The 15,351-nt window shown below is 63.0% G+C and carries 18 protein-coding genes and 1 riboswitch; of the genes, 17 read left to right on the top strand and 1 reads right to left on the bottom strand.

Going from position 1 to position 15,351, the window contains the following annotated elements; genetic code table 11:
- Positions 1–90: 90 nt before the first annotated feature.
- The 16 genes from ttcA to nhaD all read left to right on the top strand — a co-directional run bounded on the left by ttcA (position 91) and on the right by nhaD (position 12,202).
- Entirely contained in the window at positions 91–915 is an 825-nt protein-coding gene (gene ttcA / locus UIB01_RS15115) for a tRNA 2-thiocytidine(32) synthetase TtcA (RefSeq protein ID WP_015277775.1), read from the top strand.
- A gap of 490 nt (positions 916–1,405) precedes the next feature.
- Positions 1,406–2,482: a 3-deoxy-7-phosphoheptulonate synthase gene (locus tag UIB01_RS15110; protein ID WP_038662206.1), complete on the top strand. Its 1,077-nt coding sequence runs from the start codon at positions 1,406–1,408 to the stop codon at positions 2,480–2,482.
- A gap of 306 nt (positions 2,483–2,788) precedes the next feature.
- Positions 2,789–3,457, top strand: a complete 669-nt coding sequence (locus tag UIB01_RS15105; RefSeq protein ID WP_038662204.1) for a DNA-3-methyladenine glycosylase I — start codon at positions 2,789–2,791, stop codon at positions 3,455–3,457.
- A 58-nt stretch (positions 3,458–3,515) separates the two neighbouring features.
- Entirely contained in the window at positions 3,516–3,884 is a 369-nt protein-coding gene (locus UIB01_RS15100; RefSeq protein ID WP_038662202.1) for a DUF2946 domain-containing protein, read from the top strand.
- Positions 3,885–3,989: 105 nt separating this feature from the next.
- Entirely contained in the window at positions 3,990–4,544 is a 555-nt protein-coding gene (locus UIB01_RS15095) for a putative natural product biosynthesis protein (RefSeq protein ID WP_038662199.1), read from the top strand.
- A 325-nt stretch (positions 4,545–4,869) separates the two neighbouring features.
- Positions 4,870–5,049 (top strand): cytochrome oxidase putative small subunit CydP, encoded by a 180-nt coding sequence (gene cydP, locus UIB01_RS15090; RefSeq protein ID WP_038662196.1) that lies wholly within the window; start codon positions 4,870–4,872, stop codon positions 5,047–5,049.
- Positions 5,046–6,686, top strand: coding sequence for a cytochrome ubiquinol oxidase subunit I (locus UIB01_RS15085; protein WP_038662192.1), 1,641 nt, complete (start codon positions 5,046–5,048; stop codon positions 6,684–6,686). Before cydP ends, UIB01_RS15085 begins: the two co-directional genes overlap by 4 nt.
- Before the next feature lie 10 nt (positions 6,687–6,696).
- Complete coding sequence (cydB, locus tag UIB01_RS15080; protein ID WP_038662188.1) at positions 6,697–7,839, top strand: cytochrome d ubiquinol oxidase subunit II; 1,143 nt, start codon at positions 6,697–6,699, stop codon at positions 7,837–7,839.
- Positions 7,840–7,888: 49 nt separating this feature from the next.
- Positions 7,889–7,993, top strand: a complete 105-nt coding sequence (gene cydX / locus UIB01_RS22835; RefSeq protein ID WP_003292563.1) for a cytochrome bd-I oxidase subunit CydX — start codon at positions 7,889–7,891, stop codon at positions 7,991–7,993.
- Positions 7,990–8,283, top strand: a complete 294-nt coding sequence (locus tag UIB01_RS15070; RefSeq protein WP_038662183.1) for a cyd operon YbgE family protein — start codon at positions 7,990–7,992, stop codon at positions 8,281–8,283. Before cydX ends, UIB01_RS15070 begins: the two co-directional genes overlap by 4 nt.
- 42 nt (positions 8,284–8,325) lie before the next feature.
- Positions 8,326–8,787 (top strand): group II truncated hemoglobin, encoded by a 462-nt coding sequence (locus tag UIB01_RS15065; RefSeq protein WP_219807507.1) that lies wholly within the window; start codon positions 8,326–8,328, stop codon positions 8,785–8,787.
- A 15-nt stretch (positions 8,788–8,802) separates the two neighbouring features.
- On the top strand, positions 8,803–9,141 hold the full coding sequence (locus tag UIB01_RS15060; RefSeq protein WP_038662180.1) for a cytochrome b/b6 domain-containing protein: 339 nt from the start codon (positions 8,803–8,805) through the stop codon (positions 9,139–9,141).
- A 20-nt stretch (positions 9,142–9,161) separates the two neighbouring features.
- A complete protein-coding gene (locus tag UIB01_RS15055) occupies positions 9,162–9,404 on the top strand; it encodes a hypothetical protein (protein WP_155268712.1) in 243 nt (80 codons plus the stop codon).
- A 122-nt stretch (positions 9,405–9,526) separates the two neighbouring features.
- On the top strand, positions 9,527–10,159 hold the full coding sequence (locus UIB01_RS15050; protein ID WP_038662172.1) for a C40 family peptidase: 633 nt from the start codon (positions 9,527–9,529) through the stop codon (positions 10,157–10,159).
- A gap of 76 nt (positions 10,160–10,235) precedes the next feature.
- On the top strand, positions 10,236–10,760 hold the full coding sequence (locus UIB01_RS15045; RefSeq protein WP_038662170.1) for a C40 family peptidase: 525 nt from the start codon (positions 10,236–10,238) through the stop codon (positions 10,758–10,760).
- A 188-nt stretch (positions 10,761–10,948) separates the two neighbouring features.
- Entirely contained in the window at positions 10,949–12,202 is a 1,254-nt protein-coding gene (gene nhaD, locus UIB01_RS15040) for a sodium:proton antiporter NhaD (protein WP_038662166.1), read from the top strand.
- Positions 12,203–12,215: 13 nt separating this feature from the next.
- Here the strand turns inward: nhaD and UIB01_RS15035 are convergent, their stop codons facing one another.
- A complete protein-coding gene (locus UIB01_RS15035) occupies positions 12,216–13,019 on the bottom strand; it encodes a metallophosphoesterase family protein (RefSeq protein ID WP_038662163.1) in 804 nt (267 codons plus the stop codon).
- Positions 13,020–13,164: 145 nt separating this feature from the next.
- Positions 13,165–13,379: riboswitch (cobalamin riboswitch) on the top strand.
- 115 nt (positions 13,380–13,494) lie between these two features.
- Between UIB01_RS15035 and btuB the strand changes: the two genes are divergently transcribed.
- Positions 13,495–15,348, top strand: a complete 1,854-nt coding sequence (gene btuB / locus UIB01_RS15030) for a TonB-dependent vitamin B12 receptor (RefSeq protein WP_038662161.1) — start codon at positions 13,495–13,497, stop codon at positions 15,346–15,348.
- Positions 15,349–15,351 lie beyond the last annotated feature (3 nt).

The raw sequence follows: 15,351 nt of genomic DNA, 5'->3' as shown, positions 1-15,351 counted from the left end.
TTCACATCGGCGCAGGCGGCGAACGGGCTGCGGCCAGGCGTGCTTTGCGCGTAAAATGCGCGCCTTTCGCATCTCACCCGGACACCTGACATGGGCAACCTCTCGGTCAACCAGAACAAACTGCAGAAGCGCCTGCGCCGCCTGGCCGGCGAGGCCGTCACCGATTTCAACATGATCGAGGACGGCGACAAGGTCATGGTCTGCCTGTCTGGCGGCAAGGACAGCTACACCATGCTCGACGTGCTGCTCTATCTGCAGAAGGTCGCGCCGATCAAGTTCGAGATCGTTGCCGTGAACATGGACCAGAAGCAGCCCGGCTTCCCCGAGCACGTTCTGCCCGAGTACCTGAAGTCCATCGGCGTCGAGTATCACATCATCGAGAAGGACACCTACTCGGTGGTGAAGGAGAAGATCCCGGAAGGCAAGACCACCTGCTCGCTGTGCTCGCGCCTGCGCCGCGGCACGCTGTACACCTTCGCCGACGAGATCGGCGCGACCAAGATGGCGCTCGGGCATCATCGCGACGACATCCTGGAAACGTTCTTCCTCAACATGTTCTACGGCGGCACGCTGAAGGCCATGCCGCCCAAGCTACTCTCCGACGATGGACGCAACGTGGTGATCCGCCCGCTGGCCTATTGCAACGAGGCGGACATCGAGGCGTATTCGAAGATGAAGGAGTTTCCGATCATCCCGTGCAACCTCTGTGGTTCGCAGGAAAATCTGCAGCGCCAGGTGGTCAAGGAAATGCTGCAGGAGTGGGAGCGCAAGTCGCCAGGGCGCACCGAAATCATGTTCCGCGCGCTGCAGAACGTAGTGCCTTCGCAACTGGCCGACCGCAACCTGTTCGATTTCAAGAGCCTGCGTATCGACGACAGCGCCACGCCGCGCTTCGTCGATGTGATGAGCCTGTAATTGGGCGCACTCAGCCGAGCCAGCCACTTTCTTTTGCCGTGCCGGTTGAAAGCGGCCGTCTCGGCGGAGTATGGTTCGACCATCTTCTGGAGATCAGCATGTCCCTCAACCCTGTAGCCCTGAACGTATCCGATGCCGGCGCCATTCGCGTCGCGGCCGGTCGTGGGCAGCGGGTTGCAGCCGCTGGTTATTACTTTGGGTATTGGTTTAGCCACAGGCGCGCCTGATACCCCACAGGCGCCCTAGCAAGCAGGGTCGCCACCAGAGCAGTTTTCGAACCCCCGGTCGGCCACCCGACCGGGGGTTTTGTTTTTCGGCCACGAATGGCCCAACGCAACGAGGAATACAGCATGACCACTTACCGCACTGATCGTTATTACCGCTACGACTGGCGATTTAGCCGCTTCGACGCCGAACAGACATCACGCGAACGAACACCCGACTAGCGCCGCTGCGGACTACCCGCGCCGGCTGAAGGAACCGCCAGATCATGAATGCATCCGCCACCGTACTTGCCAAACAACCCGCCGCCACCGCCGAAGCCAGCGTCGCCCGCCGCAGCGCGCAGCCGCTGCCCAGCCCCGCCGTTCTGCGCCAGCGTCTGCCCTTGAGCGACGCCCTTGCCGCACGCATCCATAACGACCGCAACGCCATCCGCGCGGTGCTCGATGGCCGCGACCCGCGCCTGCTGGTCGTCGTCGGGCCCTGTTCCCTGCACGATCCTGTCGCCGCGCTCGAGTACGCCGAGCGTCTCGCCGCGCTCGCGCCCGAAGTCAGCGACCAGCTACTGCTGGTGATGCGTGCCTATGTGGAAAAGCCGCGCACTACGGTCGGCTGGAAAGGCCTGGTCTACGACCCGCACCTGGACGGCAGCGGCAACATGGCCGAGGGGTTGCACCTGTCGCGCCGCCTGATGCTGGATGTTCTTGAGACCGGCCTGCCCATCGCCACCGAGCTGTTGCAGCCGATGGCTGCCGGGTACTTCGACGATCTGCTCGGCTGGGCCGCGATTGGTGCGCGTACCAGTGAATCGCAGATTCATCGTGAGCTGGTCAGCGGGCTGGACCTGCCGGTGGGCTTCAAGAATGGCACCGATGGCGGCCTGGGCATCGCCTGCGACGCCATGCGTTCAGCGGAACATCCGCACCAGCACTTCGGCATCGACGACCTCGGCCACCCAGCGCTGTTGCAGACCCGTGGCAATCCGGATACCCACCTGGTCCTGCGCGGCGGCCATGGCGCACCCAACTACGACGCGGACAGTGTCGCTGCTGCTCGTCGCGCGCTGGAGAAGCAGGGCATCGCGCCGCGCATCATGGTCGATTGCAGTCATGCCAACAGCGGCAAGAATCCGCTGCGCCAGCCAGAAGTGCTGGAGTCGGTCATCGCACAGCGCCTGGCCGGCGACGCTAGCCTGCGCGGTGTAATGCTCGAAAGCCACCTGTTCGATGGCTGCCAGCCGCTGTCCGGTGAGTTGCGCTACGGCGTGTCGATCACCGACGGCTGCCTGGGCTGGACGGCCACTGAGCAAATGCTGCGGCAGGCGGCACAAAGCCTGCGCGGCTGATACGTGGAGCCCGCTGCAACGTTAGAGCGGGCTCGCACGCGAATGACGTTCTGCTTGTAGGGTGGACAACGCGAAGCTTGTCCACCATCGGCTCCCCCTACGTGTGGAGACGCTACGGGCTTTATCCACGGAGTGTCCATCGATCCCACGCCAGCCTCCAGTAAACGCAGGCATGCGCATTCGCGGAGGCTGACCAGCCCGGCCCCAAACGCTCGTGGCTCAGATGGAGCGGCCTCGGCGATGGGCTTGCGGGGCTGGCTCGTCACCGGCACCCTGTGCCGCTGCCGTCACCATCGGATCTGAACCATGCATGACTACAAATGGCTGCACGAATACTGCCTCAACCGCTTCGGCTCGTCCGCGGCACTGGAGGCACGGCTGCCGCAACCGAACAGTGCCGATGAGTTGCGTAGCGTTTCGGATGATCGCTACCTCTCGCTGATCAGCCTGCGCATCTTCCGTGCCGGCCTCAAGCACAGCCTGGTGGATGCCAAGTGGCCGGCGTTCGAGCAGGCCTTCTTCGGCTTCGATCCGGAAAAGGTGGTGCTGATGGGCGAGCACATCGAACGACTGATGCAGGACACCCGGCTGATCCGCCATCTCGGCAAGCTGAAGAGCGTGCCGCGCAACGCGCAATTCGTGCTCGATGTGGCCAAGGAAAAGGGGAGCTTCGGCAACCTGCTGGCCGACTGGCCGAGCAGCGATATCGTCGGCCTGTGGCGCTACCTGGCCAAACATGGCAGTCAGCTCGGCGGCCTATCGGCGCCGCGGCTGTTGCGCATGGCGGGCAAGGACACCTTCGTCCCCAGCAATGACGTGGTCGCCGCCCTCAAGGCGCAGCACATCGTCGACAAGGTGCCCAGCAGTCAACGTGATCAGGCGGCGGTACAGGCGGCGTTCAACCGGTGGCACGCCGAAAGCGGCCGCCCGCTTTGTCAGTTGTCGGCAATGCTGGCGTTTACCGTCAACCATTGAGGGGGCTGCGACGGTTTAGCGCAGCGCCGTTGTGACGCGCGCGGTGTAAAGTCGAAACATGACCATCATCAAAGACAAGCGTGCGCAGATCGTATGGGTGCTTCTCACCTGCATCCTGCTCAATGCTTTTGTCTGCAGTCTGAACCATGCCACTCACGTGGGCTTCGGGCTGGCCATGGGGCAGGACGCTTTCTGCGTGACTGGTGATGATGGCGGCACAAGCATCGCTGCGCTGCCCTCCGACGCCCACGACTTGTCGCAACATGCCCTCGACTGCCCGCTGTGCAGTTCGGTCTTTCTCGCGATCGTAGTGCTGTTCGCTCTGGCCTGGCTGGGCCGTCGAACGGCAAACGCGACGCCGCCACCACCGCTTGAGCGCCATGGCCCGCGCCACCATTGGCCGGCCCTAAACCCGCGCGCCCCCTGAGCCCCCGTTGACGTATCTCGCTCGTCCTGCTGCCGCGTAGCGGCGAACAGGATGGCCAACGGTCGGAGCTTTCCGACGACACCGTCAATCCAGGGGCTTTTCACCATGACTATGATGGAACGATTCACCCGCGCCGATAGCCGCGTCAGCTACCGGCTGCCCTTCCCGGACTATCCCAGCAACGCCCGAAACTTCGTCCATCTGGACGCCAAGCTCTTGCCGTACTGGCACGCTCTGTTCGACGTCTGCCCGCAGCTGCTCAAGCTCGACCCTCCCGATGGGCTGGCGATCTTCCGCCAGTTCATGACCTGGGCCTATGGCTGTCAGCTAGCGCTGGACTGGACCTTCCACCTCAGCGTCTGCCGCTGGTTGCTGGCTTCCGGATACCGCGACCTGATCGAGCCGGAGCATATCGAGGCCATGATGCTCGCCGCCGCGGCGCGCTGGGTCGCCAGCGATGACAGTCCGGCAATCGGCATCGTGCTTGGCTGGCGCGGCAGCAGCGAGCATGTGTTCGACTGGAAGCCGCGGGTGCGGCAGGGCGGACGACCGCTCGCCGCCGAGGCAGAGGAGTTGCCGCCGGCGCCATGGGACTTCGCCTGGAGCCCGATGTCGAGCACCGCGGGCAACGGGTTTCGTCGTTGGTTGCGTGTGCCATGAGTGCGACAGGACGCCGCAATTACCTCTGTGCGTGGCGTTGCGGCCAGCGTTTGCCGCGCCTGCAGCTACGCTCTGCAAGTGAGGCGGCAAATCTTCGATCGCTGCTTTTGGCGGGTGAGGCGGGTTGTCGCAGTTGTCGGGCTGCAGACCTGGCGGGACACTTTGATTGCCTCGAATCCGAGCAGCGCTTCCACGGGTGGGTTCGAGGCAGAGCGATTGAGTCCAGGCAGTCACGCCGGGATTTCGGCCCCACCCCAAAGGGGGCCTTCAATCGCTCATGCTGCCCGAGTGCCAGGTGCTCGGGTAGTCACGCAAGGAGGTAGGCATGTTCAAGTCATCGCTCAGGCGAGACGTCGTGCTGGTAGTGCTGGTCAAGGTCGCGATCCTCATGATTATAAAAAACGTCTGGTTCGATGCTCCCAGCATTCCCGAGAACGGTTCGGTGCGCGTTGCCGACCATTTGCTTGATTCGCGGGGTTCGAACCCCGAGGGAGGGCCGAGATGATCTCGGAAAGCGTTGTCGATCTATCACGCCTGCAATTCGCCATGACGGCGATGTATCACTTTCTCTTCGTGCCGTTGACCCTGGGGCTGGCCTTTCTGCTGGCCATCATGGAATCGGTCTATGTCATGACCGGCAAGCAGGTCTATCAGGACATGACCAAGTTCTGGGGCAAGCTGTTCGGCATCAACTTCGCTCTGGGCGTCACCACCGGGTTGACCATGGAGTTCCAGTTCGGCACCAACTGGGCCTACTACAGCCACTATGTCGGTGACATCTTCGGTGCGCCGCTGGCCATCGAAGGGCTGATGGCGTTCTTCCTCGAATCCACCTTCATCGGCCTGTTCTTCTTCGGCTGGGATCGGCTCTCCAGGGTGCAGCACCTCGCGGTGACCTGGCTGGTGGCGCTGGGTTCGAATCTCTCGGCGCTGTGGATCCTCATCGCCAATGGCTGGATGCAGAACCCGGTCGGCTCGGAGTTCAACTTCGAAACCATGCGCATGGAGCTGGTGGATTTCGGCGCGCTGCTGTTCAACCCGGTGGCGCAGGTCAAGTTCGTCCACACCGTTTCGGCCGGCTACGTCACCGGTGCGATCTTCGTGCTGGCGATTTCTTCCTTCTATCTGTTGAAGAAGCGCGACCTGGGCTTCGCTCGCCGGTCGTTCGCCATCGCCGCGGTGTTCGGCCTGGCCTCGACCATCTCAGTGATCATCCTCGGCGACGAGTCCGGCTACGAGATCGGTGACGTGCAGAAGGTCAAGCTGGCCGCCATCGAGGCCGAGTGGGAAACCCACCCGGCGCCTGCAGGCTTCACCCTGTTCGGCCTGCCCAATCAGCAGGAGATGCGCACCGACTACGAGGTGAAGATTCCCTACGCGTTGGGGCTGATCGCCACGCGCTCGGTGGACGAGGAGGTCAAGGGCATCAAGCAGCTGATCGCCGAGCACGAGCTGCGCATCCGCAACGGCATGCTCGCCTACGAGCGGCTGCAGGTGCTGCGTAGCGGCGACAAGTCGGCCGAAGCCATCGCCGCGTTCAACGAGGTCAAGCAGGACCTGGGTTACGGCCTGCTGCTGAAGAAGTACACCGCGGATGTGGTCGATGCCAGCGAGGAGCAGATCAAGCTGGCTGCGCTGGATACCATTCCCAATGTGTTTAGCCTGTTCTGGACCTTCCGCGTGATGGTCGCTGCCGGCTTCCTCATGCTGGTGCTGTTCGCCCTGGCGAGCTGGGCCTCGATCAAGCGCAATGCCGAGACCAAGCCCTGGTTGCTGAAGTTCGCCTTGTTCAGCCTGCCGCTGCCGTGGATTGCCGCGCAAACCGGCTGGTACGTCGCCGAGCATGGTCGTCAGCCCTGGTCGATCGCCGAGGTGCTGCCGACCCACTTGTCCACATCTACGCTGGCCGCAGGGGATATTTGGGGCTCGCTGATCGCCCTGGTGGCCTTCTACAGCCTGCTGCTGGTGATCGAGATGTTCCTGATGATCCGCTTCGCACGGCTCGGCCCAAGCAGCCTGCATACCGGGCGCTATCACTTCGAGCTCGAGACGGCTGCCGCCAATCAGGTACAGCGGCTCCGTGATGCAGTCACCAGGCCGGCAGTTAGCAAAGACGCCCCTACTGAACCTACCGCCGTGTGAGGTAAACGAGATGTTCGATTACGAGGTTCTCAAGCTCATCTGGTGGGTGCTGATCGGCGTGCTGCTGATCGGCTTCGCCCTGACCGATGGCTTCGATATGGGCGCCATGGCGCTGATGCCCTTCGTCGGCAAGACCGACCACGAGCGGCGCGCGGCGATCAATACCATCGCTCCGCACTGGGATGGCAATCAGGTGTGGTTCATCACGGCCGGCGGGGCGTTGTTCGCCGCCTGGCCAATGGTCTACGCGGTGGCCTTTTCCGGGTTGTACTGGGCGATGCTGCTGGTGCTGTTCGCGCTGTTCTGCCGGCCGGTGGGCTTCGACTATCGCAGCAAGGTGGAAGACCCCCGCTGGCGCAGCGCATGGGACTGGGCGCTATTCGTCGGTGGGGCGGTGCCGGCGCTGGTTTTCGGTGTGGCCTTCGGCAATCTGTTCCTCGGCCTGCCGTTCCAGCTGGATGAGCTGATGCGCTCTACCTACCAGGGCTCCTTCTTCGCGTTGCTCAACCCGTTCGCGCTGCTGTGCGGCATCGTCAGTCTGAGCATGCTTAGCGCCCACGGTGGCGCCTGGCTGATGTTGCGCACCGACGGCGCCCTGGCCGAGCGCTCGCGGCAGGCCACTCGCCTGTGTGCACTGGTGTTCCTGCTTGGTTTCGTCGCCGCTGGCCTGTGGCTGGCGCTGGGGATTCAGGGCTTCACACAATTGTCGGTCACCGATCCGGGCGCGGCACTCAATCCATTGCTGGATAAGCAGGTCGCACAGGATAACGCTGGCTGGCTGGGCAACTACAGCCGCTATCCAATCATGCTGATCGCGCCAGTCGCCGGGATCGTCGGTGCACTGCTGGCCCTGCTCGGCTCCAGCCGCAACAGTGGTGGGGTCAGCTTCGTCGGAACCAGTCTGATGATCGTCGGCAGCATCTGCACGGCCGGCTTCGCGCTGTTTCCCTTCGTCTTTCCGTCGAGCCTTGATCCCGCGTCGAGCCTGACCATCTGGGATGCGGTTTCGAGCAAAAAGACCCTGGGCATCATGTTCGTCGTGGCCTGCATCTTCGTGCCGCTGATTCTCTGCTACACGCTGTGGAGCTACATCCGCATGTGGGGCCGGATCAATCAGAAGACCATCGAAGCCAACCCTCACGGCCTGTACTGAATGAGCAAGCGGGCCGTCTGCGCCCGCTTCGCCCCAAGGAGAAACGACTATGTGGTACTTCACCTGGATTCTCGGTGTGCTGCTGGCCTGCAGCTTCGGCATCATCAATGCGCTGTGGCTGGAGGCCACACAGGATCTGGACGCCGAGCCGTGAGCAGCATCGCGCACAGGCGGTTCTACGGGTCGGCCAGTCGCGTGCTGTCATTGCTGCTGGCAGCGCCGCTGGCGCTGGTGTTGCTGATCCATCCGGCAGCAATGTTGGACGGGCAGGGCGGTTACAGCCATCCGCAACTGATGCTGGTGATGTTGGGCATTTCTGTGGGCTTTGTGCATGGCGTTGGTTTCCTGCCCCACCATTGGCTATGGCGCCTGCTGTTTCATCCGCTGATTGGCTGGCCGCTGATGGGGCTGGGTTACCTGATCCTGTGGCAGGCGCAGTTTTAGAGGTGGCAGCCGGGTGCCATGACTCACGCAAGAGGTAATGTTTTGAATACTTCCCTTGATCTCACTCCCTACCAACAGCTGGGCGGGGATGGGCCGCTGCGACAGCTGGTCGACCGTCTGTATGACGTAATGCTCAGCGAGCCAGATGTCCGGGTGGTGCGCGACATGCATGGCGACGACACCACGGAGATCCGTGAGCGGCTCTTCGACTTCCTATCCGGTTGGCTGGGCGGGCCTTCCCGCTTTATCGAAAAGCACGGACACCCGCGCTTGCGCGTCAGGCATCGCTTCTTCCGAATCGGAGAATCCGAGCGGGACCAGTGGATGTTCTGCATGCGCAGGGCCTTGGCGGACACGCCGATGGACGCCAGTCTGCGAGATCGCCTCGAGCAGGCGCTTGCGCAGATGGCCGATTATCTGCGAAACGATTCGCAAAGCTCGCCTGGCTGTGGCGCGGCCAGCTGTGCAGTCGAGCAGAAGCCCGCCGAGCGGTGCGGTTGCTGAGCGGGCCGCGCAGGCATGACTGCTGGTTGGGATATCAAAACGCGCCTGCTGCACTGGGCCATTGCGCTGACCGCTTGTTTTCAGCAGTTCAGTAGTCTGTGGATGTCCGACCCTGGCAGTCAGTACCTGTTTCCCTGGCATCGCCTGCTTGGTGCACTGACGGCGCTCATCGTGTTGCTGTTCTGGCTCTATAGCTACGCCGTTTATGATCTTCAGCGCCTGTTCCCCTGGGGGCGTGCCGGCCGGCTGCTGGTGCTGCGCGAAGGGTTTGGCCTGTTGCGCGGTCGTCTGCAGGCCAGCGGCCCGCGGCGGGGCTTTCGAGCTTTGTGCATGGCCTCGGGCTGCTGGCGCTGAGCGGCTGCGCAGTCACTGGCATGATCATGTTCGCCATGATTCCGCCAGGGCATGTCGGGCCGCCGGCGGACGGGATGGCCTTCACGCGCTATACACTGCAGCACAAATTCTTCGGCCAATTGCTGTGGCTCTACTGGTACGGCCACGTGGCAGTTGCGGTGGTTCACCAGCTCAAGGGGAATAATGTGCTCGGCGCCATCTTCGGGCTGCGCCGCGTCCAGAGCGCAGCGTCCAGCGATCAGGCTGAATCGAACTCCGGCTGAAGAACGGACCGCAGACGTTTTGTCGCAGGCAGCCGGTCACATTTCGTCCGATTGAATTTGATCATCGAAGCGATAGCGGGCATAGTCGCCGGCACTTTGAAATCAACGACACGGTCGTGCCCATGCGCCAACGCTTCGCACCCCTCGTGCCTCTCGCACTTATCGCCCTGCTGACCGCCTGTGCCGGTCAGCCGGTACAGACCGAGCAGCAAGCCAATGCGCCTCGTCTGTCGCAACATCACCCCCTGGCTGGATTCGACTTCGATGCGCTCGACAAGAGCGAGGAAGAGTCGCTGGCCGAGCTTACTGATGAGCACGATTACCAGCTGCCGCAGCTGGCCGATAGCATCCTCGAGCGCGGCTTCACCCTTGTCGGCACCCCGTATCGCTACGGCGGCAGCTCGGTGAAGAGCGGTTTCGACTGCAGCGGCTTCGTCGGCTTCCTGTTCCGCAAGGAAGCCGGCCTCAAGCTGCCACGCTCGACCCGCGAGCTGATCAACCTCGACGCGCCGGTGGTCAAGCGTAACGAGCTGGAGCCGGGTGACGTGGTGTTCTTCAACAACCGTGGCCGTGGCCGGGTCAGCCACGCCGGAATCTATATCGGCGATGACCAGTTCATCCACGCTTCCAGCAGTCGCAGCGGTGGCGTTCGTGTAGACAGCCTGGACGACAAGTACTGGCGCGCCAGTTACATGGAAGCCAAGCGTGTTCTGGCATTGGCTTCGGACCTGACACCACACACCGCCCAGCGTTGATCCGGCGATCTGCGGGGGTTGCGTCTTCCCCCGCATGCCGGCAGAGTGATGGCTCATTTGCCTGGACCGCTCTGCGATGCACTACCTGGCCCGTCTCACGCTTGTTGTCCTCTTTGCGCTGCTGGCCGCCTGTGCCGGTCAGCCACCGGCGCCGCCAGTTATTCAGGAACCCGCTACCTCTCACCCCATGCCAGGTGTTGCCGAGGATGTACTTTTCAGTGCGCTCGGCTTGGTCGGCACGCCGTACCGCTGGGGCGGCAACACGCCCGACAGTGGTTTCGATTGCAGCGGCCTGATCGGCTATGTCTATCGCGGCGCTGCCGGCATCAACCTTCCTCGCACCACTCAGGAAATGAGCAATCTGCGCGGCCCGGCCGTGCGCCGTCATGCGCTGCAGCCGGGTGATCTGGTGTTCTTTGCCACCAGCGGTGGCCGTCGTGTCAGCCATGCCGGTATCTACGTTGGACAGGATCGCTTCGTCCACGCGCCGTCCTCGGGCGGCACGGTTCGCCTGGACAGCCTCGCCGCCAGTTACTGGCAGAAAAACTATCTGGGCGCGAAGCGGGTGCTCGATCACGAGCAGCTTGCACGCAATCCCTGAGTGGAGGCTCTTCTAGCCTCGTGACCGACAGCGCTTCGTTAGCGTTATTCACATTCTGAAATACTCTGCGTTTGACATGCGGTGATTCCGCTCATCTCTGCGTTTGGCTACCATGCGCTGCCCAATTTCCTTCCGTGCGCAGCCCGCTGTGCACAAACCCCTTTCCTTACTTCTCCATTAGGTGAGTTATGCCTGAGTTGCTGACGTACGTGCTCATCGCGCTGGCGGTGGCGGCACTGCTTGGTGTCGTGCTTGAAGAAATTACCCATGTAAACAAGGCCAAGGTGACGCTGTTCTTCGGCACCCTGGCCTGGCTGCTGCTGTTCATCTTCACGCCGATGGGCGAAGCGCGGGAAGCCGTGCTGGAAAGCCTGAACGAGAACATCGCCGAAATTGCCGGATTGTGGATATTCCTAGTGGCGGCGATGACCTTCGTTGCCTACCTGAACAAGAAAGGCATGATCGAGAACCTGATCTACCTTGTGCTGCCGCGGCGGATCAGCGAACGAGCGTTACTGTTCCTCACTGCGACCTTCTGCTTCGTGTTCTCGTCGCTCGCCGACAACATCACCGCGACGCTGGTCTCCATCACGCTGATCCTTTCGCTGCAGCTGGATCGGGCGAAGACCATCAAGTTCGCCACGTTGGTGGTCTTCTCCGTCAACTCCGGTGGCGTGGCGCTGATTACCGGCGACGTCACCACGCTGATGATCTTCCTCGCTGGCAAGGTAGCGATCCTCCAGCTGTTGGTGCTGGCGGTACCGGCCTTCGTCGCGGTCATGGTGCTAGCTGCCATGCTGTCGATCGGTATGAAGGGGGAGGTGGCCGTACAGGGCCAGCGCAACGATGTACGTGGCGTGGACGTGGCGATTGCGCTGATCTTCCTCTGCACCATTCTCAGCACCATCGTTGGCAACTTCCTGTTCCAGATTCCGCCTGTACTGACCTTCCTCGCCGGCCTCTCGGTGATGTTTCTGGTGGCGCGCTTCTTCAGCGACGACAACGACTCCGATCCGATTCTCGAGTACGTGCGGCAGGTGGAGTTCGAGACCCTGTTCTTCTTCCTCGGCATCCTCCTGCTGGTGGGCATGCTCAAGGAAATCCGCGTGCTCGACGGGCTGGTACATATCTATGACCAGGTGCCCGCCGTGATGGCCAACTACCTGATGGGGGTGATGTCCGCGGCGATCGATAACGTGCCGCTGACCGCCGCGCTGCTCAAGTCCGGACTGGAAATGGGCGTCGCCGAGTGGATGGTGCTGACCTATGCGGTCGGCGTCGGCGGTTCGCTGCTGGTGATCGGCTCGGCGGCTGGCATCGTCGCCATGAGCAAGGTGCCGGGGCTGACCTTTGGCAGCTACCTGCGGCACATGCTCTACCTGTTCATTGCCTTCAACATCGGCTTCGCCGGGGTATACCTGATCGGCCTGTCGATGGGCTGATGGCGCTGCCGCGCTACCAGCTCAGGTTGAAGTGCGAACCCAGTACGAAGCGGTCGTCGAGCAGATCCCAGCGCTCGACGCAGACCTTCTTCTCTTCGCCCGGATGCAATTTCAGCCGGTTGAAAGAGTTCGGTGAGGTGCCGCGCAGGCGGGTCGAGAGTGTGGTGCCCGCCTGCACCATCCAGATCTCCCGCGCGAGGCCGGCGTACTGTTTGGACAGCGGCAGCACGTAGGGCAGGTGGATGTGCCCGCCCATGACCAGATCCAGCCCGTGCTCGGCCCAGCGCTGCAGCGCGGGTTCGGCGCCGTGCTGCAGGTTGCGCAGATCGCTCGGCACCATCGCGCCGAACGGTTGGTGGGCTACGACGATGCGAATCTTGCGTGGATCGCCATCGGCCAGCCGTTGCGCCACCCGCTCCACCTGCCGCGCCGTCACCACGCCGTCCTTGTGCCGGCGCGGATGGGTGGTGTTGAGGCCGACCACCAGCACGTCGTCGTTCTCGAACACCGGCTCCAGCTCATCGCCGAAGTGCCGCCGGTAGTTGCCGTAGGGCGTGAACAGGCGGGCGAAGAGGTTGTACAGCGGGATGTCGTGATTGCCTGGAATTACCAGCGTATCGCCGACGCCATTGGCTTCCACCCGTTGCACGAAGGCGGCGGCACTGGCGAACTGGCCGCGGCGGGCGCGTTGGGTAATGTCGCCGGAGAACACCAGCAGGTCGGCGCTGTGTTCGCGTATATGATCTTCCAGCGCCTGAACCACGCTGGCTTGTTCGGTGCCGAAATGGGTGTCGGAAATCTGCACGATGCTGGTCATGGGCGTCGGATATGGGTCCTGGCTGATTGCTGGCATTGTTGCATTCGAAGCCTTTCGGCGTCCGCCGTTCCGAGTGGCGAGATGCAAGCGGAAATTGCAGAGCGCTGCGACAACCCTGCGGTTGCGTCACGCCCGGCCTTGGACTAACCTCCGCGTCGCCTCAGGTGCCCCCTCGTCGAAGAGGGGGTGAAACAGGGAAGCCGGTCCATTCTCACGAAGATTCCGGCGCTGCCCCCGCAACGGTAGGCGAGTTGAGAAACCGTAACAGCCACTGTGCTCACGCATGGGAAGGCGCGGTTTCGGAACGCTGCAAGGCGTACGCTCGCAAGCCCGGAGACCGGCCTGTCGCATTCACTGACAGTGCGGCGGGCGCTGGGCGGGTGCATATCGTTCGATATTCACTTCTCTTTGCTGTTCCTCCGTCTGTCTTCGTCGACTTTCAGTCGTGCGGGTGGGCACGACGGAGACCTGAACCTTGATTGGCAAGCCCCGTTTCAAGCCAGCGGCCTATGTGTTGCTCGGCATTTCCCCCTTTTCCATTGGCCAACTGGCCGCGGCCCCGCTGGATCTCCAGCAACAGGTGGTGACCGCCACCCGCACCGCACAGACGGCTCAGCAAAGCCTCGCTGCGGTGACCGTGATCGACCGTGAGCGCATCGAGCGCAGCCAGGCGAGTTCGTTGCCCGAGCTGCTCAAGCAGGTTCCCGGCGTTTCGCTGAGCAACAACGGTGGGCCTGGCAAGTCCACCTCGCTCTTTATGCGCGGCACCGAATCCGATCATGTGCTGGTGATGATCGACGGCATCAAGATCGGTTCGGTGACTGCCGGCGGTGCCGCACTGCAGGACCTGCCGCTGGAGCTGATCGAGCGCATCGAAGTCGTACTCGGCCCACGTTCCAGCCTGTATGGCTCGGAAGCCATCGGCGGGGTGATCCAGATCTTCACCCGCAAGGGCGAGGGGCAGGGCGTCAAGCCGTTCTTCTCGGCCGGTTACGGCACCCACGACACCTACAGCGGCAGCGCCGGCGTTTCCGGTGGTGACGGTCGTGGCTGGTACAGCCTGGGCGTCAGCGGTTCGGATACCGACGGCATCAACGTCAAGTCGGCAGGCACCAGTGGCTACGAAAACGACGCCGACGGCTATCGCAACCTGTCAGCGACGCTGAGCGCCGGCTACCGCTTCGACAACGGCCTGGAGCTGGACGCGAACCTGCTGCAGGCCAAGTCGCACAACGATTACGACAGCGTGAACCGGGCTCGCACGTCCGGCTTCGGCGCCAATGCCGATGGCGAGTCGAGGGTCTTCGGCACCCGTGCGCGCTTCAGTCCGCTGGAGCCCTGGCTGGTGACGCTGCAGGCCGGGCGTAGCGAGGACAAATCCGATGCCTATCAGGACGGACAGTTCTATTCACGCTTCGACAGCCGTCGCGACACGTTCAGCTGGCAGAACGATATCGAGCTGGCCGCGGGGCATACGCTGATCCTGGGTGCCGACCACCAGCGCGACGAGGTCAACGGCACCACGGAGTACGCCGAGGACTCGCGAGACAACGACGGCTATTTCGCTCAGTACCTGGGCGAGGTCGGCCGCCATGACTGGCAGCTGTCGCTGCGTCGTGACGACAACGAGCAGTTCGGCCAGCACCACACCGGCAACATCGGCTACGGCTACGCGCTGACCGACTGGTTGCGCGGCACCGTCAGCTATGGCACGGCATTCAAGGCGCCGACCTTCAACGAGCTGTATTACCCCAACTACGGCAATCCTGAGCTGGATGCGGAAACCTCCGAGAGCCTCGAGGTCGGCCTCGCCGGCCAGCATGGCTGGGGCCACTGGGCGGTGAATGCCTATCGCACCGTGGTGGATGACCTCATCGCCTATGACGCCAGCATTTCCGCACCGGCCAACGTGCAGGAAGCGCGTATCCGTGGCGTCGAGCTGGTGCTCGGCAGCCAATTGCTGGGCTGGGACTGGAATGCCAACTACAGCCTGCTGGAGCCGGAGAACCGCTCTGCGGGCGCCAACCGTGGCAACGAACTGGCGCGCCGGGCCAAGCAGCTGTTCAACCTCGACCTCGACCGCCGGCTCGGTGCCTTCAGCGTCGGCGCCAGCCTGCACGCCGAGGGGCAGCGCTACGACGACCTCGCCAATACCAAGGAGCTGTCCGGTTACGCCACCCTCGATTTGCGCGGCGAGTACCGCATCACCCCTGAATGGCGCCTGCAGGCACGCGTCGCCAATCTGCTCGACGCCGACTTTGAGACCGCCGAGGGCTACAACCAGCCCGGACAGGCCGCTTACCTGACCGTGCGCTACCAGGCGCTGTGAACC

The sequence above is a fragment of the Stutzerimonas decontaminans genome (assembly GCF_000661915.1).
GTDB classification, from domain to species: domain Bacteria; phylum Pseudomonadota; class Gammaproteobacteria; order Pseudomonadales; family Pseudomonadaceae; genus Stutzerimonas; species Stutzerimonas decontaminans.
The sequence above is the reverse complement of the archived record's forward strand: the minus strand, read 5'-3'. Positions and strand labels throughout refer to the sequence as shown.